Source organism: Sphingomonas hengshuiensis, from assembly GCF_000935025.1.
GTDB classification, from domain to species: Bacteria; Pseudomonadota; Alphaproteobacteria; order Sphingomonadales; family Sphingomonadaceae; genus Sphingomonas; species Sphingomonas hengshuiensis.
Genome location: NZ_CP010836.1, coordinates 709940 through 735402, shown reverse-complemented (window position 1 = coordinate 735402; position 25463 = coordinate 709940). Strand labels below are relative to the sequence as shown.

At 67.3% G+C, this 25463-nt stretch carries 22 protein-coding genes and 1 pseudogene; 6 read left to right on the top strand and 17 right to left on the bottom strand.

The annotated features are described in order from the left end of the window. Window positions 1–207: 207 nt before the first annotated feature. Window positions 208–2562, top strand: coding sequence for a TonB-dependent receptor plug domain-containing protein (locus tag TS85_RS03465; RefSeq protein WP_044330429.1), 2355 nt, complete (start codon window positions 208–210; stop codon window positions 2560–2562). Continuing rightward, window positions 2562–3622 (top strand): annotated as a pseudogene (locus TS85_RS03460) (phytase). Before TS85_RS03465 ends, TS85_RS03460 begins: the two are co-directional and overlap by 1 nt. Window positions 3623–3640: 18 nt before the next feature. Here the strand turns inward: TS85_RS03460 and TS85_RS03455 are convergent. From TS85_RS03455 to TS85_RS03440, 4 genes are all read right to left on the bottom strand, one after another. Next, on the bottom strand, window positions 3641–3853 hold the full coding sequence (locus TS85_RS03455) for a helix-turn-helix transcriptional regulator (RefSeq protein ID WP_044330428.1): 213 nt from the start codon (window positions 3851–3853) through the stop codon (window positions 3641–3643). After that, a complete protein-coding gene (locus TS85_RS03450) occupies window positions 3844–4308 on the bottom strand; it encodes a hypothetical protein (RefSeq protein WP_044330427.1) in 465 nt (154 codons plus the stop codon). The genes TS85_RS03455 and TS85_RS03450 overlap by 10 nt, the downstream gene beginning before the upstream one ends. Before the next feature lie 70 nt (window positions 4309–4378). After that, window positions 4379–5689, bottom strand: coding sequence for an OmpP1/FadL family transporter (locus tag TS85_RS03445; RefSeq protein ID WP_044330426.1), 1311 nt, complete (start codon window positions 5687–5689; stop codon window positions 4379–4381). 187 nt (window positions 5690–5876) lie between these two features. After that, window positions 5877–7640, bottom strand: a complete 1764-nt coding sequence (locus tag TS85_RS03440) for an SLC13 family permease (protein WP_044330423.1) — start codon at window positions 7638–7640, stop codon at window positions 5877–5879. A 127-nt stretch (window positions 7641–7767) separates the two neighbouring features. Between TS85_RS03440 and TS85_RS03435 the strand changes: the two genes are divergently transcribed. Next, window positions 7768–7947 (top strand): hypothetical protein, encoded by a 180-nt coding sequence (locus TS85_RS03435; protein ID WP_044335764.1) that lies wholly within the window; start codon window positions 7768–7770, stop codon window positions 7945–7947. A 109-nt stretch (window positions 7948–8056) separates the two neighbouring features. On the opposite strand, the gene TS85_RS03430 is transcribed toward TS85_RS03435, so the two are convergent. The 3 genes from TS85_RS03430 to nadC all read right to left on the bottom strand — a co-directional run bounded on the left by TS85_RS03430 (window position 8057) and on the right by nadC (window position 10772). Next, window positions 8057–8986: an IS110 family RNA-guided transposase gene (locus tag TS85_RS03430; protein WP_044330421.1), complete on the bottom strand. Its 930-nt coding sequence runs from the start codon at window positions 8984–8986 to the stop codon at window positions 8057–8059. A 233-nt stretch (window positions 8987–9219) separates the two neighbouring features. Then, the gene (locus TS85_RS03425; protein WP_044330419.1) at window positions 9220–9930 is read right to left on the bottom strand and encodes a ribonuclease T2; all 711 of its coding nucleotides are present in this window, start codon (window positions 9928–9930) and stop codon (window positions 9220–9222) included. Continuing rightward, a complete protein-coding gene (gene nadC / locus TS85_RS03420) occupies window positions 9927–10772 on the bottom strand; it encodes a carboxylating nicotinate-nucleotide diphosphorylase (RefSeq protein WP_044330417.1) in 846 nt (281 codons plus the stop codon). The genes TS85_RS03425 and nadC overlap by 4 nt, the downstream gene beginning before the upstream one ends. Before the next feature lie 245 nt (window positions 10773–11017). Between nadC and TS85_RS03415 the strand changes: the two genes are divergently transcribed. Further along, window positions 11018–11977: a phytanoyl-CoA dioxygenase family protein gene (locus TS85_RS03415; protein ID WP_077228418.1), complete on the top strand. Its 960-nt coding sequence runs from the start codon at window positions 11018–11020 to the stop codon at window positions 11975–11977. 3 nt (window positions 11978–11980) lie between these two features. On the opposite strand, the gene nadA is transcribed toward TS85_RS03415, so the two are convergent. The 6 genes from nadA to TS85_RS03385 all read right to left on the bottom strand — a co-directional run bounded on the left by nadA (window position 11981) and on the right by TS85_RS03385 (window position 17574). After that, complete coding sequence (gene nadA, locus TS85_RS03410; protein ID WP_044330416.1) at window positions 11981–13021, bottom strand: quinolinate synthase NadA; 1041 nt, start codon at window positions 13019–13021, stop codon at window positions 11981–11983. Window positions 13022–13086: 65 nt separating this feature from the next. Beyond that, window positions 13087–13863, bottom strand: coding sequence for a hypothetical protein (locus tag TS85_RS03405; protein WP_044330415.1), 777 nt, complete (start codon window positions 13861–13863; stop codon window positions 13087–13089). Between the two features lie 62 nt (window positions 13864–13925). Then, window positions 13926–14633 (bottom strand): DUF4230 domain-containing protein, encoded by a 708-nt coding sequence (locus TS85_RS03400; RefSeq protein ID WP_044330414.1) that lies wholly within the window; start codon window positions 14631–14633, stop codon window positions 13926–13928. Then, window positions 14615–15472 carry an MBL fold metallo-hydrolase gene (locus tag TS85_RS03395; RefSeq protein WP_044330411.1) on the bottom strand — a complete coding sequence of 286 codons (858 nt, stop codon included), beginning with the start codon at window positions 15470–15472 and terminating at the stop codon, window positions 14615–14617. Before TS85_RS03395 ends, TS85_RS03400 begins: the two co-directional genes overlap by 19 nt. A gap of 141 nt (window positions 15473–15613) precedes the next feature. Beyond that, window positions 15614–17209, bottom strand: a complete 1596-nt coding sequence (locus tag TS85_RS03390; protein WP_044330409.1) for a M56 family metallopeptidase — start codon at window positions 17207–17209, stop codon at window positions 15614–15616. Beyond that, on the bottom strand, window positions 17206–17574 hold the full coding sequence (locus TS85_RS03385) for a BlaI/MecI/CopY family transcriptional regulator (protein WP_044330407.1): 369 nt from the start codon (window positions 17572–17574) through the stop codon (window positions 17206–17208). The genes TS85_RS03390 and TS85_RS03385 overlap by 4 nt, the downstream gene beginning before the upstream one ends. 415 nt (window positions 17575–17989) lie before the next feature. Here TS85_RS03385 and TS85_RS03380 point away from each other — a divergent pair, with 415 nt between their 5' ends. After that, entirely contained in the window at window positions 17990–18799 is an 810-nt protein-coding gene (locus tag TS85_RS03380; RefSeq protein WP_044330406.1) for a hypothetical protein, read from the top strand. A 259-nt stretch (window positions 18800–19058) separates the two neighbouring features. After that, entirely contained in the window at window positions 19059–20357 is a 1299-nt protein-coding gene (locus TS85_RS03375; protein ID WP_044330405.1) for a phospholipid carrier-dependent glycosyltransferase, read from the top strand. 95 nt (window positions 20358–20452) lie between these two features. Here TS85_RS03375 and TS85_RS03370 read toward each other — a convergent pair whose 3' ends face one another. The 4 genes from TS85_RS03370 to TS85_RS03355 all read right to left on the bottom strand — a co-directional run bounded on the left by TS85_RS03370 (window position 20453) and on the right by TS85_RS03355 (window position 25455). Then, window positions 20453–21556 (bottom strand): glycosyltransferase family 2 protein, encoded by a 1104-nt coding sequence (locus TS85_RS03370; RefSeq protein WP_044330403.1) that lies wholly within the window; start codon window positions 21554–21556, stop codon window positions 20453–20455. After that, window positions 21553–22605: a 3-isopropylmalate dehydrogenase gene (gene leuB / locus TS85_RS03365; RefSeq protein ID WP_044330401.1), complete on the bottom strand. Its 1053-nt coding sequence runs from the start codon at window positions 22603–22605 to the stop codon at window positions 21553–21555. The genes TS85_RS03370 and leuB overlap by 4 nt, the downstream gene beginning before the upstream one ends. A 52-nt stretch (window positions 22606–22657) precedes the next feature. After that, complete coding sequence (gene recO / locus TS85_RS03360) at window positions 22658–23389, bottom strand: DNA repair protein RecO (RefSeq protein WP_044330400.1); 732 nt, start codon at window positions 23387–23389, stop codon at window positions 22658–22660. A gap of 212 nt (window positions 23390–23601) precedes the next feature. Then, entirely contained in the window at window positions 23602–25455 is a 1854-nt protein-coding gene (locus tag TS85_RS03355; protein WP_044330399.1) for a methyl-accepting chemotaxis protein, read from the bottom strand. Window positions 25456–25463: the final 8 nt, after the last annotated feature.

Here is a 25463-nt window from a genome sequence, read left to right as displayed (position 1 = left end):
GCTTTGGTGCGCCCCTTGTCCGCGGCGTTGCTCCCGGTTGATGACGAATGCGTTGCGGCGCGGCATTTCCGCTGAGGTGCAGCTTTTGGGTCACGCCGGACTGTCGCGGGACCGCTCGCTCATCTGTAACCGTTCCGCAATCGAAATGATGTCGAACCGTCTTATTCTTCGCCTAACGCCCGCCCCACACACCCATGGGGGCGAAGAATGAAGACGCAGTTCAAGATGCTGATGAACGCCGGGCTCGCCGCGCTCGCGCTGGGCCTTGCCCATGGCGCCCAGGCGCAGACCGCTGCGGCGCAGCAGGATGCCGGCGAAACCGATACGATCCAGAGCTCCGAGGAAATCGTCGTCCAGGGCGGGATCGGCTATCGCAATCATTCGGACGAAGCCGAGCCGGTGCTCGTCTATGACAATGCCTATTTCCAGCGCTTCGAACCGCTGACCGCGGGCGATGCGCTCAAGCGGGTGCCGTCGGTGACGTTCCTGTCGGACGTGATCGAAAGCGACGGCGCCCGGCTGCGCGGCCTCGATCCGGGCTATACCCAGGTACTGATCAACGGCCAGAAGGTGCCGGGTTCGAACGCCGATCGCTCCTTCTTCCTCGATCGCATCCCGGCGGAGTTGATCAAGCAGGTCGAAATCGTCCGCTCCTCCTCGGCACGGCGCACCGCCGATGCGATGGCGGGTACCCTCAATATCGTGCTGCGCGACGGGTATCAGCTGGACGGCGGCTATGTTCGCGGCGGCGGGCTGTTGTTCGACGACGGCGAGGTCAAGCCCAGCTTCGGCGCAGTCTATGGCGGCGCGGTCGGGCCGGGGCGCATCCTGCTCGGCGCCAACGTCCAGGGCCGGTATAATCCCAAGAAGAAGACCAGCCTGCGGTACAAGGACTCGCCGGAAAACAACGCCGACTATGCGGCCGACGATTTCGACAATCGCGAGGTCCAGACCGATACGCGCGACGGCACCGATTATGCGTTCAACGGCAGCTACACGATCGACACCGACACCACCGATTTCGAAGTAAGCGCCTATTATGTCCGCACCGACCGGACCGAGACCGAGCGTTCGTTCGAATATAACACCAAGACCGGCAGCTATGGCCCGTTGTCGAAGAAGGGCAGCGAAGATCCCGGGTTGTTGAGCGATAATGCCAACGTCAACGAGATCGACCAGTATAACTACACGATCAGCAGCAAGCTTGAGCAGGAATGGGCGCTGGGCGAAACGACGCTGCGTCTTGGCTATTCGCGGTTCCTGGACAAGCAATATGAGACCGAATTCGAGATAAAGTTCGACAAGAAGGTGCCCGAGTTCAGCGGCGAGCTGACCCAGACCCGCATCGACGATCGCGAATTTTCGGTCGGGCTGGACCATGAAATCGAGCTTAATCCCAGCATCGATTTCGTATTCGGCAGCTTCCTCCAGAACAAGAACCGCAAATCGAACATCACGACTGCGGAGCAGGAACCGGATCTGGACAACAGCATCCGCAGCAGCTGGGACCAGTTCACCAACAACCCGACCAGCCTGGCAACCGCATTCGATGCCAGCGAAGCGGCAGCGGGGGGCGTGAACACCATCCGGGAACATCGCCGCGACTTGTTCGCGCTGGTCGAGGGTGATTCCGGCCCGCTGAAATGGGAAGCCGGTGTGCGTTGGGAAAACACCAGCGTCCGCATCAATGATGCGACGGTCGATGCCGCGGATGCGACCAGCAAGACCGACTATAACTACCTGCTGCCTTCGGCGTCGCTGAAATTCGCGCTGACCTCGGCCGATCGGATCACGCTTTCGGGCGCACGCACGATGCGGCGTCCGCGCTTCGACTATATCTCGCCCGCGCTGCTCAAAGGTGAGCTTGGCGACAATGATCTGCTCGGAAATCCGGACCTTCGTCCCGAAACCGCATGGGGCGTCGATCTTGGCTATGAGCATCGCATCGGCAAGACTGGCGTCGTCGGGATCAATGTGTTCTATCGATCGGTGCAGGATCTGGTCGAACTGGCCAACACCGGCGATGAGGGATCGGAAGGCGAAGGCACCGTTGTCCTCCAGCCGCGCAATATGGGCGACGGGAAAGTTTATGGCGTCGAATTCGATCTTTCGAGCGACCTGGCCGTGATCGGGATGGCGAATACCGGCATTTTCGGCAACTTCTCGCTGCTGGACAGCGAAATCACCGACGATTTCGGCACGCGCCGTTTCAACGATCAATCGAATTTCGTGTTCAACGTCGGCTTCATCCAAAACCTGCCCAGCGTCGGCGCCGCGTTCGGCGCCAGCTATCGCAAGCAGGGCGATGCCTATGGCCGCATGGTGGGCGAGGAAGTAACCACGAGCTATGGCGCCGACCTGGAAGTCTTCGTCGAAAAGCGCATCGGGAAAAGCATCACCATCCGCGCGGTGGGATCGAACCTTCTCGACGCGAAGAAGAACGAGACGTTCAACAAGTTCAATACGATCGACGATCAGACCACCCGCTCGTTCGACGAATATGAGCTCGAATCCGAAAAGGCCGGGCCGGTGTTCCAGTTGATGGCACGAGTCGCCTTCTGATGCGGGCGCTCACGATCCTGATCGCCGGCCTGCTGCCCCTGGGCGCGGCAGGCTGCGCGACCACGGGAACCGCCCCCGCCGCGCCGGCCTTTTCCCCCGCCCCACCGCCACGGTAACGGCGCGGGGGGAAACCGCCGCCGTCGAGACCGCCAATGCCGACGCCGCCGACGATCCCGCAATCTGGCGCAACCCCGCCAATCCCTCCGCAAGCCTGATCGTCGCCACCGACAAGAAGGCCGGACTCCACGTCTATGGCCTGGACGGCAGCGACCGGGCGTTCGTCGCGGCGGGCCGCGTCAACAATGTCGATCTGCGCGATCTGGGGACGCGGGGCGTGATCGTCGCCGCCAGCGACCGCACCGATCGGCTGGCAGCAAAGGCGGCGCTGTTCCGGCTCGACACCGCCACCGCGACGCTCACCGAACTGGCGCGGCTGCCGGTCGGCGCGGGCGAGGCCTATGGCATCTGCCTGTATCGGCAGGACGGCCAGCTCTATGCCTTCAACGTGCTCAAGGACGGCACCATCCACCAGCTTGCGATCGACCTGTCGGGCGCCACGCCCACGGGCCGCGTCGTCCGCACGATGAAGCTCGCCACCCAGTCCGAAGGCTGCGTCACCGATGAACGCACCCACCGGCTCTATGTCGGCGAGGAGGATGTCGGCGTGTGGCGCTTCGATGCGCGCCCGGACGGCGCCACCATGCCGACCAAGATCGCCGCCGCCGACGGTTACCAGATCGTCGCGGATACCGAAGGCGTGGCGATCGCCGCGATCGGCCCGGACAATGGCGGCTATCTGCTGGTGTCGAGCCAGGGCGACAATGCCTATGCCGTATACCGGCTCTCGGACGAAGCCTATCTGGGCCGCTTCCGCATCGGGGCGGGCGCGCTGGGGGCGACCGAGGAGACCGACGGGATCGAACTGGCCATCGGCGATTTCGGCCCCGGCTATCCCGGCGGGCTGTTCATCGCGCAGGACGGCATCAACCCGCCACGCGCGCAGAACTTCAAGCTCGTCGCGTGGGACGACATCGCCGCCGCGCTGGGGCTCGACCGATAAGACGGGGGATGCCGGGGCTCAGCCTGCCCCGGCATCCGCCAGCGCGAAGATCGCCTCCACCGGCGTCTCGAAATGCTGCGCCAGCGTCAGCGCGAGGCTCAGGCTGGGCTCGAACCGCCCCGTCTCGATCGAATTGATCGTCTGGCGCGACACCCCGACTGCCGCCGCGAGATCGGCCTGAGTCAGCCGGTGCTCGCGGCGCAGCTCGGGCAACGTCGTGGTTACGCCCATCTGCGGTACGCGATCGTCCAGGCAAGCACGATCGCGCACCAGAAGATCAGGATCGTCGCCATCGGGCTGGCCCAGGGCACGAGCCCCGTCATCGCGAGGAATGCCCAGCAGGCGAGCAGCACCGCGCTCCCCCCGCTGCCCGCACCCAACGCCCAATTCTGGATGCGGTTGAACATCTCGTCCTGGCGCCGGCTCATCCGCCACCAGAGCACGCCCGATACCAGCATGAACACGACGACCCAGATCGCGGCCCAGGGCGGCACGGTCGCCTGCAATGTCGCGGGCGCGCCGCTCGCGAGCGCATAGCCGAACCGATACCCCGCCTCGCCCGCCACCACGCCCACGGGCAGCGCCGCCACCCCCGAACTGATCAGGCTCCACCGCGCCAGCCGCTTCGACGTGCCGTCGAGCTTGGCCCAATCGAACCACATTCCGCCATGCGTGAATTCGTACATCGCTTCCTCCTCTCGGACGAAGCGATGTAAAACATACGCGACTTTTGAGTCAAGTATGTTTGTCTTTGCGTCAGAACCCGACGCGCGCGCCAAGCGAAAACACGAACGCCCGTCCGTCGCGCAACTCGCCCGACGTCAGGATCGGCGTCTGCGCCGGGGTGCCGGCATAGGCAGCGGTTACGCGGTCGATCGTCTCGCCCTCGAACGTCACGTAATTGGCGCCCGCATCGATCGTGAAGCGCGGCGACAGCGCATAGGAGGCGCCGGTCCCGAAGTTCCAGCGGTTGGCGTCGGGCACGCGCGCGTCGCGTTCGCCGTCCTGCGTCGGAGTCTGCGCGCGCTGCACGCCCGCGCGGACGGTCAGCTTGGGCGACACCGCATAGTCGAGCCCGGTCGCAAGGCTCCAGCTTTCGCGGTAATTCTCGGGGATCGCGGCGTTGATCGGCGCGCCCAGCCGGATCGCGTCGAACCTGTCCCATCCGAAATGCGTCACCTGGCCGTTAAGCGTCAGCCGATCGCTCAGCCGCACCCGCGCGCCGATCATCGCCTGCGCCGGGGTGTAGAAGCGCGCCTCGACTCCGCTCAGCGCCTCGTTCGACGCGGCAAGCGGGCCGACCAGCCCCGAAACGGTGAGGCTGCCCTTCAGCCTATGCTCGATCGCCGACTTATAGCTGATGCCGACCGTCAGAAATTCGTTGTGCATCTGGAGCCCCGCCGACCAGCCCAGATCCCAGCCATCGCCCTTCAGCTCCTGCCGGCCATCGGGGAGCGTCGCGAGGACGTTGGGCAGCGCGTTGCTCAGCGACGCATCGGTATATTCGACATTCAGGCCGGCGCCCACGCGCAGCCAGTCGGTCACCGCGAAGGCGATCGAAGGCTGGACGTCGATGGTACGCAGCCGGGTCGTGGCGGCGCCATAGCGCGCCCAGCTATCGCCGCTGTAGTCGGTGGTGAAGCTATAGGGCGACGTCACCGATACGCCGACCGCGAGCCGATCGGTGATCGGATAGGCGACTGCGCCCGAGGGGACGACGCCGTTGTTGATCGGATTGCGCGCCACGCTATTGCCGCCGACCGGGGCATAGGGCTGGCCCGGGCGCGCGATCAGCGTGCCGGTGTCGACCACTTCGCCGCGCGGCAGGATCGCGGTGGCGTTGACGACGACCTCGCCCTCGGTGATCCCGGCGATCGAGGCGGGGTTCCACCAGATCGAGGCGGCGCCGGTATCGGCCGCCTCGCCGGCAAATGCCCGCCCCGCGCCGCGCGCGGACTGTTCCTGAAGGTAGAAGGCCTGGGCGTGCGCAGTGCCCGAATAGGCTACGGCGGCGGTGAAAGTCGAGGCTGCGGCGAGCAGTGCCTTGCGGAACACGAGGTTGGTCATGGGGGTACGCCTTTACTGAACGATCATCATGCGGCGGGGCTGCGGCGCCATTCCGATCCGTGCGAGCAGCACGATGAACCTCTCCTTCGGTGGCGGCGCTGGTGTCGCCCGACGGGCGCGCGCAGCCTGACCTCTGGAACCCGGCACCCCGACGCCCGGTTCCGCTCGGCTCGCCGCATCGCCGCCCTCACACCGGCCACACCCACAGGATCAGCGGCGTCCCCACCACCAGCACCAGCAGCGACAGCGGCGCTCCCAGCCGGGCATAGTCGCTGAACCGATAGCCCCCCGGCCCCAGCACCAGGGTGTTGCACTGGTGCCCGATCGGCGTCAGGAAATCGCACCCCGCCCCCACCGCGGTCGCCATCAGGAACGCCTCGGGCCGATAGCCGAGCCCAGTGGCAAAGGTTGCGGCGATCGGCGCCATCACCAGCACCGTCGCGGCATTGTTGAGGAACGGCGTCACCGCCATCGCCGCCGCCAGGATCAGCGCGACCGCGCCCCAGGGCGGCAGCGTCGCCGCAAGCTGCGACAGTTGCTCGCCGATCAGGTCGGTGGTGCCGGTGCTGCGCAGCGTATCGCTGACCGGGATCAGCGCGCCGAGCATGATGAGGATCGGCCACTCGACATGCTTATACGCCTCGCGCACCGGCAGCGACCCGCTCAGCACCACCAGCGCGGCGGCGGCGAAGAATGCGACGGTGACGGGCACATAGCCGCTGGCGGTGGCGATCATCGCGGCCCCCAGGATCAGCAGCGGCAACAACCCCTTGCGCGCGCTGCCCAGCCGCAGCGTGCGTTCGGCGAGCGGCAGGCACCCCAGCTCGCTCAGCCGCTCGAACAACAGCTCGAGCGGCCCTTGCAGCACGATCACATCGCCCGCGCGCAACTCGATCTCGCCCAGCCGCTTCGCGAGCCGCTCGCCCCGCCGCGACACCGCGATCAGGTTCACGCCGAACCGCTCATGCAGCCCCAGCCGCCCCGCGGTGCGCCCCGCCAGCGCGCTGTCGGTGCCGATCACCGCCTCCAGCACGCCGACTTCGCCACCCTGCGGGGCCTCGCGCTCCTGCCCCTCCAGCGCCAGCCCATCGGCAGCGATCACCCGCTCCAGGCTGTCGGGCGCGCCGCCCAGGATCAGCAGATCCTCGGGGCGGAGCGTCGTGTCCGGAAACGGCGTGCTGCGAATGCCCCCGCGCAGGATCGCGGTGACCGTCACTTCATTGTCGTGGCGCGCGCGAAACGCCATCACGCTCTCGTCGACCGCAGGCGATCCCGCCGGGATTTCCGCCTCGGTGACGTAATTCTGGATGTCGAGCGCCTCGCCCAGCGTCGGCACCGCCCGCCGATCGCGCGGCAACAGCCGATAGCCGAAACGCAGGAAAATCAGCCCGATCACGGTCAGCCCCAGCCCGACCGGCGCATAGTCGAACATCCCGAACGGCTCGCCGGTCATCTCCTCGCGCACGCGGCTGACGATGATGTTGGGCGACGTGCCGATCAGCGTGATCAGCCCGCCCAGCAGGGAGGCGAACGCCATCGGCATCAGGAACACCGCGGGCGTCGCCTTGGAGCGTTTCGCCATCTGGAACGCGACCGGCATCATCATCGCCAGCGCGCCGATATTCTTGACCAACGCCGAGGCGAAGCCGACGCTGGCGCATAGCAGCAGCAATTGCGACCGCACCCGCGTCACCCGCCGTTGCAGCAACAGCATCGCGCTTTCGATGATCCCCGATCGCTGCACCGCGCCCGACAGCACCAGCGCCGATCCGACGATGATCACGATGTCGTCGGAAAAGCCGGTGAACGCTTCCTTGGGCTTGACGATGCCCAGCGCCAGCGCCGCGAGCAGCGCCATGACGGCGACGACATCATATCGGAACCGGCCCCAGATAAAGAGCAGCATCATCCCGCTAAGGACGCCGACCGACAGGATTTGGGGGAGCGTCATCGGGCCTCGAGATCAGGAGAAGACGCCCTTAACTCGCGCCGGGCGGTTCCGGGTCCGTCCGCCGATACGATAGCGGCCCGCAATGCCGCAGTGGCGCCGCGCGCCGCGACGTGGCAAAGCGGCCGCCATGGCAAACACCCCCTCCCGCACGCCGCTGGCCGGCGGCTTCCTGCTCGCGATCAGCCTGGTCGCCGGATCGGTGATCGGCGCGATCGCCGGACAACCCTCGGTCGGTTTCGTCGGCGGGCTTGGCGTCGGGCTGGCGCTGACGATCGGCGTCTGGCTGATCGATCGCGCGCGGCGCTAACGCTACTTCGTCACGAGGTTGGCTTGATCCCCCCACCCGTTCGCCCTGAACTTGTCGAAGCCTGTCCAGAGCGACGCCGCAGGCGTCGTCGAAGCGACTATCTGGTTTGTCAAAGGGCATGGGCCATTTGCGCGCGTGCATCGCGGGCTTTTGCGTTGAGCCTGACGAGTAATTTTCGTGCAAGAGCGATGCGGACGACCATCTTCGCCTTGCCCTGTGCGAGCAGCCGGTCGCGGAAGCTGGCGAGATCGTCGTCGTATTTTCTGGCGACGTCGGCGACGAGGTAGAGGATCGATCGGACGGAAGGCCTTCCGCCCCGAACGCGGCGCCGGCCATTGCGCTGTCCGCTGTCGTTGGCGAGGGGAGCAAGGCCCGCGAGCTTGGCGATGGCCTTGTTCGAGAGTGTGCCGAGTTCCGGCAGGTCGGCGAGCAGGACGGCAACGGTTCTGTCGGCAAGGCCCTTGATCGAACGAATGGTCTTGTCGAGTTCGGCCCAGAGCGGATCGGCGGTGATCAGCGCCGCGATCTCGGCCGCAAGCGCCTTGGTCTGGCGGTTGAAAAAGGCAATCGCCTCCTTCAGGCTCGCCAATGCGGTGGGCTCACTGGTGCTGTGCAGCCGCTGCTTCTGGACCGAGAGATCGGCGGTAACCTGGCGCAATCTGGCCGTAAGTGCCGTCAGCCGGCGCTGATCCTCAGACGGCGGAGGCGTGGCGACCAGCTGTCTGGCATCGGCATAACCGGCGATCATCTCGGCATCGATGCGATCTGTCTTCTCCAGATTACCCATGGCGTCGGCGAAGCTGCGAACGGCCCTGGGGTTGGCGATGGCGCAGGGCTGACCCTGCTTCCACAGCGCCAGGAAGGCCGCTTGCTCAACACCTCCCGACGCCTCCATCACGACCAGTTCGACACTGTGTTCGCGGCAGAAGGCGAGCAGTTGCGCGACGCCTTCTGCCGTGTTGGCGAAACGCTGATATCGTCCGGCGGACCAGCTATCGAGCCAGGCTTTGGAAACATCCACTCCACAAAGGTTGCGCATCACGGTAACCTGACTTGTCTGTGCGATTGAGAATCAACCGACTGTTCGGTCGTGCGTGACAACGGCGATGATCCCTGGCTCCGACGCGGGTGAGCACCTGAGGGGGAACGGGCGACATCGCCGCCACGCCGGTGTGGGTGGCCACCCACACCGGCGCTCAGTCGCTTCCAGCAGAAACGAGCCGTGCTCGTCCAGATACAAGGGGGCAGTTCAGCGAAACTGAAACCGGGCGGCTAATTTCCCCGCCAGATCCGCAGCGCCGCACCATCGGGCGCCCCGCCGCTGCCGGGGGTGCACCGGCGATAGCGCAGCGCCTTGTCCAGGCACAGCCATAGCTCGTCGAGCCAGCCCTCGCGCGTCGCGGTGACGCGGATCGCGTCGGCGGGCATCCCCGGATTGGCGCGCGCCATCGCGGAGCGGAACCCCGCCACGGTCAGCGGCGCGCGCGACAGCGCGGCCATGTCCGGATAGCGGACCTTGCCGTACAGCCCCCGCGCGGTCGCGAAATAGGATTGCGGGCTGCCCGGCATGCAGGTCCCGTGCTTGGCCCATTCATGCTGGATCAGCTGCGCCGAGGGCGTCGCGCACAAAGTCTGGCGGATCACCGGCGCGGGCACGATCCCCGTGGCCCGGCAATATTGCGGCCACTCCCTGCCCACGCCATCGGGCCACAACCCGTGCAGCGTGAAGCCGAACCGATTGCCCCCGCCGCACTGAAACGCCGCCTTCGGATCGTCGCCATGCCCGCGGCAATAGCCGGGGCTCCAGCTCAGCGCGAGCGTGTAGCTGCCGATCGGCAGCACCCGGCGCGGCTCGCGGTCGCTCGGGAGATCGGGATGCGGTGCGGGCACCCGCGCGGGCACGCGGCACATCTGCGCCTGCGCCTGCGCACCCTGCGGCACCACACCCAGCATCGCGGCGGCGAGGAGAAGGGGCGCCTTCATCGCGCGGTGAAATCCAGCCCGATATCGGCGGCGGGCGCCGATTGGGTGAGCCGCCCGACGCTGACATAGGTCACGCCGCTCTCGGCGATGGCACGGATTGTGTCGAGCGTGACGCCCCCCGAAGCCTCGGTCGGCACGCGCCCATCGACCAGCCCCACCGCCTCGCGCAGCATCGGCGGCGCCATGTTGTCGAGCAGCAGGTGGGTCGCGCCGGCCTCCAGCGCGGGCGCGATCTGGTCGATCCGGTCGACCTCGACGATGATCTGCGCAATCCCCGCCGCCACCGCGCGCCGCACCGCCTCGCCCACCGATCCGGCGACCGCGACATGATTGTCCTTGATCATCGCCGCGTCCCACAGTCCCATGCGATGGTTCTGCGCGCCCCCCATCCGCGTCGCATATTTCTCCAGCATCCGCAGCCCCGGCAGCGTCTTGCGCGTATCCAGCAGCACCGCCCCGGTCCCCGCAATCGCATCGACATAGCGCCGCGTCAGCGTGGCGATCCCCGACAGATGCTGGACGGTGTTGAGCGCCGATCGCTCCGCCGTCAGCATCGCCCGCGCCGTCCCCCGCAGCCGCAACAGTTCGCTGCCCGCCGCAACGCTGTCGCCGTCCTGGACCAGCGCCTCGATCGCGACACCGGGATCGAGCGCACGGAAAAACGCCTCGGCGATCGGCAGCCCCGCGACGACGATCGCGTCGCGGCTGTCCATCACCCCATCGAACCGGGCGTCGGCGGGAATCACCGCAGCAGAAGTAATGTCCCCCGCCCCGCCCAGGTCCTCGGCAAGCGTCGAGGCGAGGAAGGCGGGCAAGTCGAAGCCGGGCAGCGCAAAGGTCATGCCCGATGCTCTAGCCCTCCCATCCGCGATTGTCAGCCTGCGCTTCCCAGCGATGCCGGGAAGGCGTTAGGATAGTGGAAAGGGGCAGTCGCATTGCACTGTGGTCACCCTCACCCTTCCCACCGCCTACGGCGGCGGGCCCCTTCCCTCTCCCGTTGGGAGAGGGAGGGAGGCGCGAAGCGCCGGAAGGGTGAGGGTGACCACAGTGCGAATGCAATAGCCCTTGGCCAAAGGGGTGGACCAGAATGATCGGCGTTCACGGATTCGAGGCGTTCTGGGCGAAGCTGGTTCACGGTGGCGGCAGCCCGCTGACCACCCGGCAGCGGATCATGCTCGACATGCTCGGCCTCGGGCTGGAGCAGACCTATCGCAAGCTGGCCGAGCGCCCCAGCCTGGAGGCATTCGCCGCCTGGACGACGGAAACCGCCGGCCCTCCCGATCCCGAGCGGCTCGCGCGCTACCACGCATATATCGCCGGCGAACCGCCGCCCCCCGCCACGCAGGCGTGGCTCGACGCCATCGACGCTGCGCCCCCGGTGCTCGACGCCGCCGACCTCGCACAGTGGGACGCGCAGGGCTATGTCATCCTGCGCAACGCGATCGCGCCCTCAGAAGCCACCGCGATCGAGGCGGTGCTCTGGCGCGCGCTGGACGCATCGCCCGACGATCCGAGCCGCTGGTATCCGCAGCGCGAGGGCGGGATCATGCTCCAGATCTTCCAGCACCCGGCGATGGACGTTCCCCGCTACAGCGCGCGCGTCCACAAGGCGTTCGCGCAGCTATGGGGCACCGCCAATCTCTGGTCGCGGGTCGACCGGCTGAGCTTCAACCCGCCCGAGCGCCCCGACTATCGCTTCCCCGGCCCGCATCTCCATTGGGACGTGAGCCTCGCGCCGCCGATCCCCTTCGCCACGCAGGGGATATTGTACCTGACCGACACCGCCGCCGATCAGGGCGCGTTCCAGCTCGTCCCGGGTTTCCACCATCGGCTCGGCCCCTGGCTGGAAACGCTCGGCGACCGCGATCCGCGCGCGATCGACCTCAGCGCGGAGGCGGTCCCGATCGCCGCCGGCGCTGGCGACCTGATCATCTGGCGGAACGACCTGCCCCACGGCGCCAGCCCGAACCGCGCCGCCCGCCCCCGGATGGCGCACTATGTGAATATGTATCCGGCCAGCCTGACCAGCAATCCGGTGTGGCGCTGACCCTCAATCGCCCTTGTCGACCGGCCCGCCGACCGCTGGCTCGGCGACCGGCACCGGCCCCAGATCGCCCTGCCCCACCGTCCCGCTCGCCATCTCCAGCATCCGGTCGAGGCTCTTCTTCGCCTGGAGCCGCAGCCCCTCTTCGATCTCGATCCGCGGCGTCAGGTCGCGCAGCGCGAGGTAGAGCTTCTCCATCGTGTTGAGCGCCATATACGGGCAGATATTACAGTTGCAGTTGCCGTCCGCGCCCGGCGCCCCGATGAACTGCTTGTCCGGCAGCGCCTTTTCCATCTGGTGGATGATGTGCGGCTCGGTCGCGACGATCAGCGTCTGGCCGGGGAAGGACTGGGCGAATTCCAGGATGCCGCGCGTCGACCCGACATAATCGGCATGGTCGAGGATATGCGGCGGGCATTCGGGGTGCGCGGCGATCGGCGCGCCGGGATGCTGCGCGCGCAGCTTGAGCAGCTCGGTCTCGCTGAATGCCTCATGGACGATGCACACGCCCGGCCACAACAGCATCTCGCGCCCCAATGTGCGCTGGAGATAGCCCCCCAGATTCTTGTCGGGGCCGAAGATGATCTTCTGGTCGCGCGGAATCTGGCTGAGGATCTTCTCGGCGGACGAGCTCGTGACGATGATGTCGCTCAGCGCCTTCACCTCGGTCGAGCAGTTGATATAGGTCAGCGCGATGTGATCGGGGTGCGCAGCGCGGAACGCGGCGAACTGCGCGGGCGGGCAGCTATCCTCGAGGCTGCACCCGGCATCCATGTCGGGCAGCACCACGATCTTTTCCGGCGACAGTATCTTCGCCGTCTCCGCCATGAACCGCACGCCGCAGAACGCGATGACATCGGCATCGGTCTCGGCGGCCTTGCGGCTGAGGTCGAGGCTGTCGCCGACGAAATCGGCAAGGTCCTGCAATTCGGGCTTCTGGTAATAATGCGCGAGGATGACCGCATTGCGCTCCTTGCGCAGCCGATCGATCTCCGCGCGCAGGTCGAGCCCGCTCAGGCTTCCGCCGATACCGTTACGCGCGTCCATAGTGCCGCTCTCCCTTGCCGTGCGGGGCACATGGCCCGCCCCGCGCGTGGGATCAAGGCTGGGGCTCAGGGAAAATGGGCGGCGAACGGGCGCTCGGCCCCCGGCGTGCCCGCGACGATCGCCTGCGCGGCGGCGGTGCCGAGCGGCGTAAATGCAAGGACTTCGCCGACCGCGAACGTCCCGATCATCGCGCCCCATCCCCATAGCCACGCCGGGTGCACCCGGCGCGTTCGCATCCAGTCGCGGGCCATTCCGATGACCGGAAAGATCGCGGGCGCAATCAGCGCCGCGACCACCCAGGACCAGGGAATCAGGAACGGCATCGGCAGCAGCCGCCCGAAACCAGGCCCGGTCAGCACCGCCACCGCGCAGATCATCAGCCGCTTGTGCCAGTCCGACCGGCGGCGCAGCGCGATCGCCCCAAATACGAGCCCCGCGAAGCAGACCAGCCCCGCCGGGTTCCCAAACGCGAATTCGGGCAGCGCGAAGAACGGCGGTCCACCGACGGTGCGCACCGAATGGAGCGTGATCGCCATCCCCAACACCACCATCAGCGGCACCCAGCCCAGCGCGATCCAGCCGAGCCGGCGATGCACCCGCACATTCTCCGACGCGACCAGCCCGGTCTGCGCCAGATAGATTGCGAGCCATCCCATGAAGATAAAGGCGTGGACGTGGTAGATCAGCGGCAGTCCGAAGCTCGAACGGCCCATCGCCAGGTTAAGCGAGAAGCCACCGACAATGACGACGCACATCGCCAGCGAAAGAAACAGGAAAAAGCGGTCTCGACTGCCTGCACGCGGCAGCGGTTCGGTTATCGTCGGATCTGCAATCGTCGCCATATCACCCCCCGGGATTCTGCGATACCCGGAAGATACATGTTTTCGCCTAGTGCCTCAACGGGTCACCACTTGTTGGCGATAACTTCTTCGGGGCGGCGCGACACGTCCCACCGCTCGCTGGGGCCGCGGGCTTCGTCGGCGAACCGCACCTCCACGGTCGCGTCGATCCCCGCCGCCTTGAGCGGCATCGCGAAACTCTGCGCCACCGCGCGGCGCGTCGCGTCCTTGGCCAGCTTCATCGGGGTGGCCTCGCGCGCCTGGCGGACCAGTTCGGCCTGCCCCGCCTTGCGGTTCGCGGCGTCGAGCGCGCTTTCGACGTCGGTGACGCGCATCAGGATGCCGCCATTGCCATATTCGCGCAGGGTATCGAGGTCGACCGCGGGCCCGACCACTTCGACGGCGGGCAGCGTGATGCGCAGCCTCTTGGCCTCTGCATCCCAGTCCAGATCCTCCTGCCGGAGCTTGGACATGTCGACCTCATACCGCACCGATCCCGGCATGATCAGCGTCTTTTCCGCCGTCAGCCCCAGCCGCGACTGTTTCGACGTCACCACCGCGACATAGCGCGCGGCAAAGGTCGACAGCCGGTTCTGCTCGCGCAGCCCCTCCAGGCTCGCCTGCGCGACCGTCACCGGATCGCTGCCGCCCAAAAACTGGCGCTTGACCGTATCGCCCAGGAACCAGAAGCCCGCGCCGATCGAGACCAGCAGCGCGACGAGCAGCAGCAGGAACTTGGCACAGCCCCAGTTTCTTACGCGGCCCTCTTCCACACGCCGTCCTCCTCCGACACCAGCCCGCGAGCGCGCAGGTCGATCAGATGCGCGAGCACCGATCGCCCCGCCGCGCCGGTCAGCCGCGGGTCCAGCCCGACATACATGCGTTCGACCATCGCCGGAACCGGGCGCGATTCCTCGCCCAGCAGCCGCAAAATCTGCCCCTCGCGCTGCTTGCGATGCCCGATCAGCCCGCGCACGAAGCGCTGCGGCCGCTCGATCGGCTCGCCATGCGCGGGGTAATAGACGCGGTCCTCGCGCTCCATCAGCCGCGCGAGGCTGGCCATATACGCCGCCATGTCGCCATCGGGCGGCGCGACCACCGTAGTCGACCAGCCCATGACATGGTCGCCGCTGAACAGCGCCCCCGTCTCCGCCAGCGCGAAGCACAAATGGTTGGACGTGTGTCCGGGCGTGGCGACCGCGGTCAGCGTCCAACCCGCCCCCGCGATACTCTCGCCATCGGCCAGCACGCGATCGGGGGCATAGCTCGTGTCGAACGCGGCATCGGCGCGCGGCCCGGCATCGTCGAGCGACAGCGGCGCGCAGCCGATGATCGGGGCACCGGTCGCGGCCTTTAGCGGCGCGGCGGCGGGGCTATGGTCGCGGTGGGTATGGGTGCAGACGATCGCCGCCACCGGTCGCCCGCCTATCGCCGCCATCAGCGCCGCCAGATGCGCAGGCTCGGCGGGGCCGGGATCGATCACCGCCAGGTCGCTCGTGCCGACCAGATAGGTCTGGGTGCCGGTATAGGTGAAGGGCGACGGATTGGGCGCCAGCACCCGCGTCACCAGCGGCTCGATGGCGAGCGCCACGCCAGTTGGGGCATCGATCATGCCCTGCGAAATGGCGGCTAAGCCGCGAGAACACAAGAGCGGGTGACGGGGCCGGCCGCGAAGGAGTTGGAGACCGGCCGGCCCCGCCGAAGAACGGCTTTCCGAGTGAACGCGAAAACGAAAAGCCGCCCTCCCGTCTCGTCAGTCCTTCTCGGACTGTTGCTCGGCGATTTCGGCGATCGCTTCGTCGATGCCGGACAGCGCGTTGGCGCGCTGCTCTTCGGTCATGCTCGTTTCGTTCTGGATGGACATCCGCGCGTGGCGCAGGCTCATCATCGCGGTCTGGAGCCCGAACGCCTTGCTCCGCATCGCCGTCGCGTTTGCGCTAGCGGTGATCCGCTCGATCCGGTCGGAGCAGATCGTGATGATGCGCTTGCCACCGGCGCTCTGCGTCTCGACCGTCGCCTCCGAACCGGCGCCGCACTTGGCGTTGCGCACTTCGGGCATCGACGCGAGCATCGCCTCGGTATCGGGCAGCGTGATTTCCTTGCGCTCGCCGTCGCTGCGCACGAGCACGATCTTCTTGACGCGCTTGCCGTCCTTGTCGGTGGTCGTCGTCGTGGTGCTGATCGTGCGTGCGCCGACGGGGGCGGCGGGTGCAGCCGGCGCTTCCGGGGCGTCTGCCTCGGCGGGAGCGCTGGGCGCCGCGGCGGCGGCGGGGGGCGCGGGCGGCGCGGGCAGGTTCTGCGCGATCGCGCCGATCCCCTTGCCCATCGACGTGCGGATTTCCGCCGCCGCCTGGGTGCCCGATGCCGTGAGCCCGAGCGCGGCAAGCGACAGCGCGCTCACGCCCAGCAGCCCGGTTGCGATCCGTGCGGGCGACGGCCGGTTGGTCTTCGAAAGCATGCGTAACCTCCCTTTGACTTCGTTGATCGTGTGCAGGTGACAGGCGGCGGAGACGGCGCCGCCATGCGCGGATTTCACGATGGCGCGGCCATAGGCATGGCGCAGCGCCTGGGCGCGGCCCGCAAGCACCAGTGCGTCGCACGCCATTTCCTGGTCGGCGCGAAAGGCCCGGAACGCCCGCCACGCAACCGGATTGAACCAGTGCAGTGCCAGCACCAACAGCGCGACCCAATTGGCGATCAGGTCGCCGCGGACATGGTGGCCCAGCTCATGCGCGAGCGCGAGGTCGCGCTCCTGCGCGTCATAGCGCTCGGCGAAGTCGCGCGGGAACGCCACATATTTGCGGAACACCCCGAAGGCGAGCGGACCATGCGCGGCGTCGGTCTCGATCACGCGCACCTTGCCCTGCGCCACGGTCCGGTCGACGCGCGCGCGGCGCAGCAGCCGGGCGCAGAAACGCCGGTGCGCGACCAGATGATAGGCAAGGAACAGCAGCGCGCCGATCGCCCACAGCCCCAGCAGCAGCATTATCAGGCTCGGCCCGTCGGCAACCGCGGTCGGCGGCACCAGCGCGACGCCGCCCTGATGGCCGAGCAGGTCGACCTGCGCGATCACCGCGTGGCTCGCCGCCTCGGGCGGCAGCGTCGCGGGGTTCATCACCCCAACCGTGATCCCCGGCGCCGCGGCGGCATCGCGCGCGAGCGGCGCGACCAGCCGGCTGAGCTGCCACTCCCCCGGCAGCGGCGGCATCAGCAACCGGATTACCGGCAGCAGCCACAAGGCATAGGCCAGATGCGGCCCGAAGCTGCGCCGCACCGGCGCGCGGATCGCCAATACCAGCAGCATCAGCAGCGTGGTGGCGATGAACGTCTCTACTGCCCAGCCGATCATGATTTCAGATCCTTCAGCAGCGCCTCGATCTCGGCGATGTCCTGGTCGGTGATCGCATCGCGCTCCGCCAGATGCGCGACCAGCGGCGTCAGCTTGCCCCCGAACAGCCGGTCCATCAGCCGCCGCGATTCGCCCGCGACATAGTCGCCGCGCGCCACCAGCGGGCGGTAAAGATAACGCCGCCCCTCCTCCTCATGCGCGATGATCGACTTGGCGAGCAGCCGCCCCAGCAGCGTCTTGACCGTGTTCGCACTCCAGCCGCGATCGGCGGGCACGCGCTCGACGACATCCTGCGCGGACAGCGGCGATTCGTCCCACAACACTTCCATCACGGCATGTTCGGCGTCACTGATACGTTCGGTCATCGGTCCCTCGCTGACTACGTCTGTAATCGATGATTACGTCTGTAGTCAATGGGCTGAACGGCGGGTGAATGCCGCAGGGGAATCGATAAGGATCGGGCGTCGCCTTCTCTACTGCCCGTCACCCTGAACTCGTTTCAGGGTCCAACCTTCCACGGGCGAATCCCGCGCGTTTTGCGCGTTGGATGCTGAACCAAGTTCAGCATGACGACGTAAAAAATAAGTGCGCGAGTTCATCTGCAATCGCCCCTGCGACCGGCGCGAGGCCACATTTGCATTTCCGGGCAGGCTGCACGAAACTCGGCACGCCCAGCGAGAGAGTCGCAGCCGCGGGCTAGTGACTCGCGTCTTCGAAAATCCAGCCGCCCCGCCGCCGCATCCCGATGCGGGCGGAGGCCGCCTCATTGGGAGAATCGCCATGCCCCCGCCGCCCGCCAACTGGGTCGCCGCCGCCGTCCAGATCACGCCGCATTTCGAAACCCAGGGCGACCCGTATCAGGGCGTCTCGGGCGATTTCGACGGCATGGGGATTTCGTGCGGCGCGCTGCAATGGAATATCGGCAAGAACTCGCTCCAGCCGATGGTGGTCGCGGTCGGGCGCCCGGTCGTGCTGGCGGCGATGCCGACGATCGGCGCCCAGATGTGGACCGCCTGCACCGGCGGCATCGGCTCGGGCCTGACGATTGTCCGCAGCTGGCAGACCGGCACCCGGCTGCGCGCCACGCCGCTCGCCGAACTGCGCGCGCTGATGGGCACGCCGCAGATGCGCGCCGAACAGGACAAGCGCATTTCGGGCAAGGCGCAGACGGCATTCGACCGCGCGACCGCATGGGCAAAGGAAGACGGCGGCGCCGCGCCGACCAAGCGGCTGTTCTGCTGGTTCTTCGACATTGTCACGCAGAACGGATCGCTGGAGGGCCTCACTCCGGCCAAGATGCGCGCCTTCATCGCAGCGAGCGCGCCGGGCAAGGCCGACGACGTGATCTGCGACTTCATGGCGGGGATAAAGGGCACCAGCGGCCACGCCACCGACGCCGCCAAGAATGCGGCCCTGTGGCGCAACCAAACCGACGCGGAGAAGCTCCCGATCCTGTGCATGACCTATCTGCGCTCGAAGACCGCCGATCCGCGCTGGCAGCATGTCGTGATCAACCGCAAGGGCACGATCGCGATGGGGCAAGGCTGGGTCAACGGATCGAAATTCTCGCTGGCGGCGCAGGGGCTGTAGCGCGCCGCACCTGTCGGCACAGTTTACACTTTGGCCGGGGTCCGATGGCCCATTAATCACGCAACAGTTTGTAATAGCATCTTTGTTTGCGCCTGGCACGCAGCGTGCTAGTATCAACACAGCAAGCGTTTCGACGCTTCATTCCAAAGGGTGGGTCGACCAAGGTCTCCGGTCCCAGGTCGTCCCACCCGCCCGGACTTCCCCGATCCCGCATCTTTGCCGCCTTCCAGCCCGCTACGCGATCGGCTAGCGTCGCGCCATGCTCGCTCGCCTCCAGGCCCTTGGCACCCGGCCCCTCCTCGTCGCGCTCCTCATCGGCCTCGCCGCGCAGTTGCTGTTCACCTTCCACCTCGACCAGCCGAGTCGGATCCTGTTCGACGAAGTGCATTATGTGCCCGCCGCGCAGGCGCTGATCGACCTCGAAGGGCCGCGCAATGTCGAGCACCCCCTGCTCGGCAAGGAGCTGATCGGCGCGGGCATCGTCGCGCTCGGCGACAATCCGTTCGGCTGGCGGATCACCGCGACGCTGGCGGGGACCGCCACCGTGGTCGGGGCCTTCGCCTTTGTCTGGCTGCTGCTCGGGTCGATGCGCGCCGCGCTGGTAGCCGCGGCGCTGGCGATGCTCAACCAGACGCTGTTCGTCCAGGCGCGCACCGCGATGCTCGACGTGTACCTTGGCGCCTTCGTGCTGTGGGCGATGATCGTCATGTTGTGGGCGATGCGCGCGCCGCCGGGCCGGGTGCTGGGCCGCTGGATCGGCGCCAGCGCGCTGATGGGGCTGGCAGTCGCGGTGAAGTGGGCGGCGATCCCCTATGTCGCGCTTGCCGCACTCGCCTTTGTCGCGATCCGGCTGCGCGACGCCCGCCGTGCGAAGCGGCCGCTCGCGAGCGCCTTTTCGGGCAAGGACCAGCCGCACTGGCCGGGGCTCGGCGTCGTGCCCGGGCTGCTGATCCTCGGCGCGGTCAGCATCACGGTCTATTTCGCGACCTTCTATCCCGCCTTCTTCTACGCGAACCAGCCGCTCACCTGGTCCAGCCTGCTCCCCCAGCAATTCGACATGTACGCGCTCCAGACGCAGAAGCTGCGCGGCCACACCTATCAGTCAGACTGGTGGAGCTGGCCGCTGATGCTCCGCCCGATCTGGTATTTCTACGAATGGGATCGCGGGGCGCAGCGCGGGGTGCTGCTGATCGGCAATCCGGTGATCATGTGGGGCGGACTCGTCGCGGTGCTCGCCTGCTACTGGGCCTGGTTCCGCAGCCGCGCCGCCTATCCGCTGGCGGTGGCGCTGCTATGGACGGCGTCGGTCGCGCTCTATGCGATCATCCCGAAATCGCTGGGCTTCTATTATTACTACCATCTGTCGGGCATCTTCCTGTGCCTGGTGCTGGCAGTCGCCTTCCACCATTTCGACCGAGGCCGGAACAAGGGCCGCGAAGAATGGTTCGCCGCCGCTGCGCTGATCGCCTTCCTCTACTTCTACCCGATCCTCGCCGCCTCGCCCTTACGCGATTCGCAGGGGTTCACGCACTGGATGTGGTTCACGAGCTGGCGGTGAGGCCCCGTTCCCCTGCGCAGGCAGGGGTCCAGAGTCGCGGGCGAACCGCTCGGGGCTCTGGCCCCCCGCCTGCGCAGGGGAACCGTTGCGCTCGGTCAGTACCGCCCCCAGGTAAACCGCGACGACAGCACGAAATTCCACACCGCCGCCACCGCGATCCCGGCCATCGCCGACAGCCGCCAGTCGCCATGCTGCACATTGTGCAGGAACGCCGCCATCCCGACATTCGCGATCGCGCCCACCGAGCAGACGACGCAGAAGATCACCCATCCGTCGAGCAGCTGCTTGAACCCCTTCAACCGCCGCTCGCGATAGGTCAGCGTGTTGTTCAGGAAGAAGTTGAAGGTCATCGCGAACACCGTCGCGATCACCGTCGCGGTGACGAACGACATCCCCGCGAGCAGGAACAGCACCCCCAGCACCAGGAAATGCACCCCCGCCCCCAGCGCGCCGATCGCGGAGAACATCGCGAACCGCACCGGGATCACCTTGCCGAACATCCGGTCGTACAGCGCGATCAGATATTCCATCGCCACGACATGATCGAGCTTGCTCTCGCCCTCGGTCCGGGTGCGGAACACATAGGGCATTTCGATGAAGTTGAGCGGCTTGGGCGCCGCGGTCAGGATGTCGAGCAGGATCTTGAACCCGATCCCCGACAGCGTCGGCACCAGCCGCCGGACGATCTCGGTGCGGATCATGAAGAAGCCGCTCATCGGGTCGCCCAGGTCGGCCTTGAGCACGCGGCGCGACAGCCTGGTCGCCAGCGCCGATTTGGCGACGCGGTCATGGTCCCATTCGCCGGTGCCGCCGCCCGCGCAGAAGCGCGATCCGACGACCACGTCGAGCGCCTCGTCCGCCTGGAGCGCGTCGAGCATCCGCGGCAGCAGCGTCTCGTCATGCTGCATGTCGCCGTCGATCACTGCGACGATCGGCGCCGCGGTCGCGCACATCCCCTCGATGCACGCCGACGAAAGCCCGCGCCGCCCGATCCGCTGGATCACGCGCACGCGCTTGTCGATCCGCCCCAGCTCGCGCACCGCCTGCGCGGTGCCGTCGGGGCTGTCGTCGTCGACGAAGATCGCCTCCCAGTTGCGCCCGGCCAGCGCCTGGTCCAGCCGCGCGACGAGCGTGGCGACGTTCGCCCGCTCGTTGAACGTGGGAACGACGACGGCAAGCTCGAGCAGGTCGGGCGTCACTGAAGCTCCGTCAGTACCGCATCGCCCATCGCACTGGTCGACAGACTGCCGCCCAGGTCGGCGGTACGCGCGCCCTTGGCGAGCGCGGCGGCAACCGCCGCCTCGATCCGCAGCGCCGAGGCTTCGTCGACCAGCGAATGGCGCAGCAGCATCGCGGCGGACAGGATCGCGGCGCACGGATTGGCCTTGCCCTGCCCGGCAATGTCGGGGGCACTGCCATGGATCGGCTCGTACATGCCGTTGGCGCCGCTCCACGCGCTCAGCGAGGCGGACGGCAGCATCCCGATCGACCCGGCGCACATGCTGGCCTGGTCGGACAGGATATCGCCGAACAGATTTCCGGTAACGATCACGTCGAAATCGGTGGGGCGTCGGACAAGCTGCATCGCGGCGTTATCGACATACATGTGCGTCAATTCGATGTCAGGATATTGCACGCTCATTTCATTGACGACATCGCGCCACAGCTGCGACGTCTCGAGCACGTTCGCCTTGTCGACCGAGCACAGCTTCTTCTTGCGCCGCTTCGCCATCTCGAACCCGACGCGCGCGATCCGCTCGACCTCGCCCTCGTCATAGGACATCACGTCGAAGCCCTGGCGCAGCCCCTCCATCGTGGTGCGATGGCCCTTCTCGCCGAAATAGACGTCGCCGGTCAGCTCGCGGACGATCACGATATCGAGCCCCGCGACGACTTCGGGCTTGAGCGCCGATGCGTCCTCCAGCCCGGCGAACAGCGTGGCGGGGCGCAGATTGGCGAACAGCCCCAGCTCGCGGCGGATCGCCAGCAGCGCCGCCTCGGGCCGCAGCCGGCGCTCCAGCGCATCGAAACGCGGGTCGCCGATCGCGCCGAACAGCACCGCATCGGCGCGCTTGGCCAGCGCCAGCGTCGCGTCGGGAAGCGGCTTGCCCGCCGCCAGATAGCCCGCACCCCCGACCGGCGCTTCTTCGAATTGCAGGTCGAGCCCAAGGGCTTCGAGGACGCGGCGCGCCTGGCTGGTGACTTCGGGTCCGATCCCGTCGCCGGGAAGAATGGCAATCAGCGGCATTCCCGCTCCTGTGGCTAGCGAATTTGGCGCTGCTTTGCCGCCCCGGCCCGCGTTACGCAACTGCTCGCTGCAACCGGTCCACCAGCCGGACACGCGCGGCCAGCACATCGGCGCTCCTGCCGGTCAGCAGGTCGCGCGCGAGGAAATGCCCGGTCAGCCGCAACCCGTCGAGAATGTCGCCCCATTCCGCCGCGCCGCCCGCCGTGAGGAAGGGCGGCATCCGCAACAGCCGATCCTCATATCCCGCCGCCCCCGCGCGGCTCACGGCGATCCCGCTCTTGGGGCTGACGAACGCCAGATCCTCGCGCGCGCCGGTCGCGACGCAATGCTCCAGGTCGAGCCCGAACCCCAGCTCGGCGAGCAGCAACAGCTCGTACCGTACCATCGCCACCGCCCATCCGCGCGCCGCCGGCGCCGCCTCGATCGCCGCAAGCACCCCGTCCAGCGCAGCGTGCAGCCGCGGAAAGGGCAGCCCGTCGGGCAGCGCCGCCGCGGTCAGCCCCGTCGCCCAGCTCAGCGCCGCCGCGGGCAGCGCCTCGCCGAACAACGGCGCGCGGCTGTGGATCAGCTCGACGGTGAGCGACGCCAATTGCTCATCGGTCCGCGCGCGCCATTCGCCCTGCACCAGGTTCGAAGGCTGAAGGACGGGGCGCAACGCCCGCGACCGTCCGCCCGGGACATAGCCCGGCTGCAACCCGTCGGCCTCGGTCAACGCACGCACCACCGCGCCATGCTCGCCATGCGCGCGCACGCTCAGGACAATGGCTTCGGCGCGAAGGTGCATGGAGGGGTTCTAGGGGCGCGGGCGGCAAATGGCGATGCAATCTTCCCCTCTCCCATTGGGAGAGGGAGGGGCCCGCTCGGCAAAGCCGAGTGGGAGGGTGAGGGTGACGCATAGCACCGTCGCCCCGCGCCGCCTCCTGAGGAAGAGGGCGCGCAACACAAAAGAAAAGGGCCGGGAGCGATCCCGGCCCTTCCCGATTACAGGACGGACGATCAGAAGGTCGTCCAGTCGTCCCCGCCCGCCATCTGCGCCATCGGAACAGCGGCAACTTTCGACCGACGCGGGCTGCTCGATACCATGGGGGTCACGGGCTGACGCACCGCTCGGGTGCTGCCCCCGCCGTTGGCGGCGCCGATGTTGAAGCGCTCCGCCTGTTCGGTCAGCGTCAAGACCTCGGAATTCAGCGTCCGCGCGGCGGCGGACGTCTCTTCCACCATCGCCGCATTTTGCTGGGTCGCCGTGTCCATCGCGACGATCGCGGCGGAAATCTGCGTCACTGCCGATGCCTGGGCCTGGTTGTCGGCGGCCATGCTGCTCAGCAGCGCATGGACCTCGCCGACATCGCCGGTGATGTTGGCCAGCGCGCCGTCGACGCGCTGGACCATGCCCACCGCCGAGCCAATGTCGCTCTGCGTGGCGGTCAGCTGGTCGCGGGCGCGGCCGGCCTCTTCCTCGGCGCGCATCGCCAGCGCGGAAACCAGGTCGGCAACCACCGCAAAGCCGCGTCCCGCCTCACCCGCGCGCCCCGCCTCGACGGCGGCGTTCATCGCGAGAACCCGAGTCTGGAACGCGATCTTGTCGAGACCCTCGATCACGCTGTCGATGCCCTTGGCGCTGTCCGACACGCGGTTCATCGCCTGCATCGCGTCGTCGGCGATAGCGCGCCCGCCCGAAACCGTGGTGATGGCACCGTCTGCGCGCTCGAGCGTCATGCCGGAGGATGCGGCGGTCGCCTTGAGCCGCTGGTCCATCTGCGCGATTGCCGCGGAGGTTTCTTCCAGGCTTGCGGCGTTTGCTTCGGTGCGGCGGGCGAGGTCTTCGCTCGCCTGGGCGATTTCCGACGAGCCGGTCCGGATTGCCGCCGCCGATTCCACGACCGATCCGAGCAACTCGCGGAGATTCGAGATCGCGTCGTTGAAGTTCTGGCGCAGCTTGCCATAGGCGGCGGGAAATTCGACGGTGATCGTCGCCGTCAGGTCGCCGCGCGACACCATGTCGAGATTGTGCGAAATCGTCTCCGTGACGAAATTCTGATCCTCCTGCGCCTTTGCCGCTTCGGCATCGGCAATCTGCTTCTGGCGCGCATTCTCGCGGAAGACGAGCATCGCCTTCGCCATCTCGCCCACTTCGTCGGCGCGATCGGTCGCGGGCACGTCCACCTTGGTGTCGCCATCGGCCAGCCGGGTCATGACGCCGGTCATCCCGACCAGCGGGCGGACGATCGCGCCTGCGAGCAGCCAGGCCATCATCGCGGCGATCACCACTGCGCCCACCGCCCCGACAAGGACCGCGATCATCGCGCCATTCTTGGCGGCTGTCATTGCATCGCGCTGTTCCGCGACTGCCTTCTGCTGGCGTTCCTTGATCTCGCCGCTGATCGCGCGGACCTTGGGAAGCTGTTTGAGACCCGAAATCTCCTGCGCCTGGGCCCGCGTCGCGGGGTTGCGCGCCAGCGAAATCAGTTCGGCGAAGCGGCGATTGTTGAGGTCGTTCACCTCGGCGCGCAGGTCGGGGAGCCGTTGCTGCTGGTCCGGCAATTTCGTGCGGGCCTCGAAGTTCGTCGCTGCGGTCTCGAACGCCTTGATGTTCGCCTTATACTCCTCCAGCAGTTCCTCGCGGCCCAGCATGGCGAAGCCTCGCAGCGCGTTTTCCTGCTGAATGATGGCGCCCAGCATGGCTTCGCCGTCCTGCGCCACCTGGATGCTGTTCGCATTGGATTCCGAAATGGTCGCAAGGCTGGTCAGCGACGAATAGGTATAAGCGCCCGAGGCGATCACGACCAGGATCACCGCCGCGAACGCGGCGACCAGCTTCCCGGATAACTTCAAACGACTGATTATGGACATTGTGCGAT

Coding starts and splice junctions, on each gene's coding strand:
- TS85_RS03375 (WP_044330405.1), top strand. CDS start 19,059: ATGCTCGCTCGCCTCCAGGCCCTTGGCACCCGGCCCCTCCTCGTCGCG.
- TS85_RS03385 (WP_044330407.1), bottom strand. CDS start 17,574: ATGACCGAACGTATCAGTGACGCCGAACATGCCGTGATGGAAGTGTTG.
- TS85_RS03390 (WP_044330409.1), bottom strand. CDS start 17,209: ATGATCGGCTGGGCAGTAGAGACGTTCATCGCCACCACGCTGCTGATG.
- TS85_RS03445 (WP_044330426.1), bottom strand. CDS start 5,689: ATGACCAACCTCGTGTTCCGCAAGGCACTGCTCGCCGCAGCCTCGACT.
- TS85_RS03405 (WP_044330415.1), bottom strand. CDS start 13,863: ATGGCGACGATTGCAGATCCGACGATAACCGAACCGCTGCCGCGTGCA.
- TS85_RS03430 (WP_044330421.1), bottom strand. CDS start 8,986: ATGCGCAACCTTTGTGGAGTGGATGTTTCCAAAGCCTGGCTCGATAGC.
- TS85_RS03465 (WP_044330429.1), top strand. CDS start 208: ATGAAGACGCAGTTCAAGATGCTGATGAACGCCGGGCTCGCCGCGCTC.
- TS85_RS03415 (WP_077228418.1), top strand. CDS start 11,018: ATGATCGGCGTTCACGGATTCGAGGCGTTCTGGGCGAAGCTGGTTCAC.
- TS85_RS03380 (WP_044330406.1), top strand. CDS start 17,990: ATGCCCCCGCCGCCCGCCAACTGGGTCGCCGCCGCCGTCCAGATCACG.
- TS85_RS03455 (WP_044330428.1), bottom strand. CDS start 3,853: ATGGGCGTAACCACGACGTTGCCCGAGCTGCGCCGCGAGCACCGGCTG.
- TS85_RS03355 (WP_044330399.1), bottom strand. CDS start 25,455: ATGTCCATAATCAGTCGTTTGAAGTTATCCGGGAAGCTGGTCGCCGCG.
- TS85_RS03395 (WP_044330411.1), bottom strand. CDS start 15,472: ATGATCGATGCCCCAACTGGCGTGGCGCTCGCCATCGAGCCGCTGGTG.
- TS85_RS03440 (WP_044330423.1), bottom strand. CDS start 7,640: ATGACGCTCCCCCAAATCCTGTCGGTCGGCGTCCTTAGCGGGATGATG.
- nadC (WP_044330417.1), bottom strand. CDS start 10,772: ATGACCTTTGCGCTGCCCGGCTTCGACTTGCCCGCCTTCCTCGCCTCG.
- TS85_RS03435 (WP_044335764.1), top strand. CDS start 7,768: ATGGCAAACACCCCCTCCCGCACGCCGCTGGCCGGCGGCTTCCTGCTC.
- leuB (WP_044330401.1), bottom strand. CDS start 22,605: ATGCCGCTGATTGCCATTCTTCCCGGCGACGGGATCGGACCCGAAGTC.
- nadA (WP_044330416.1), bottom strand. CDS start 13,021: ATGGACGCGCGTAACGGTATCGGCGGAAGCCTGAGCGGGCTCGACCTG.
- TS85_RS03450 (WP_044330427.1), bottom strand. CDS start 4,308: ATGTACGAATTCACGCATGGCGGAATGTGGTTCGATTGGGCCAAGCTC.
- TS85_RS03425 (WP_044330419.1), bottom strand. CDS start 9,930: ATGAAGGCGCCCCTTCTCCTCGCCGCCGCGATGCTGGGTGTGGTGCCG.
- recO (WP_044330400.1), bottom strand. CDS start 23,389: ATGCACCTTCGCGCCGAAGCCATTGTCCTGAGCGTGCGCGCGCATGGC.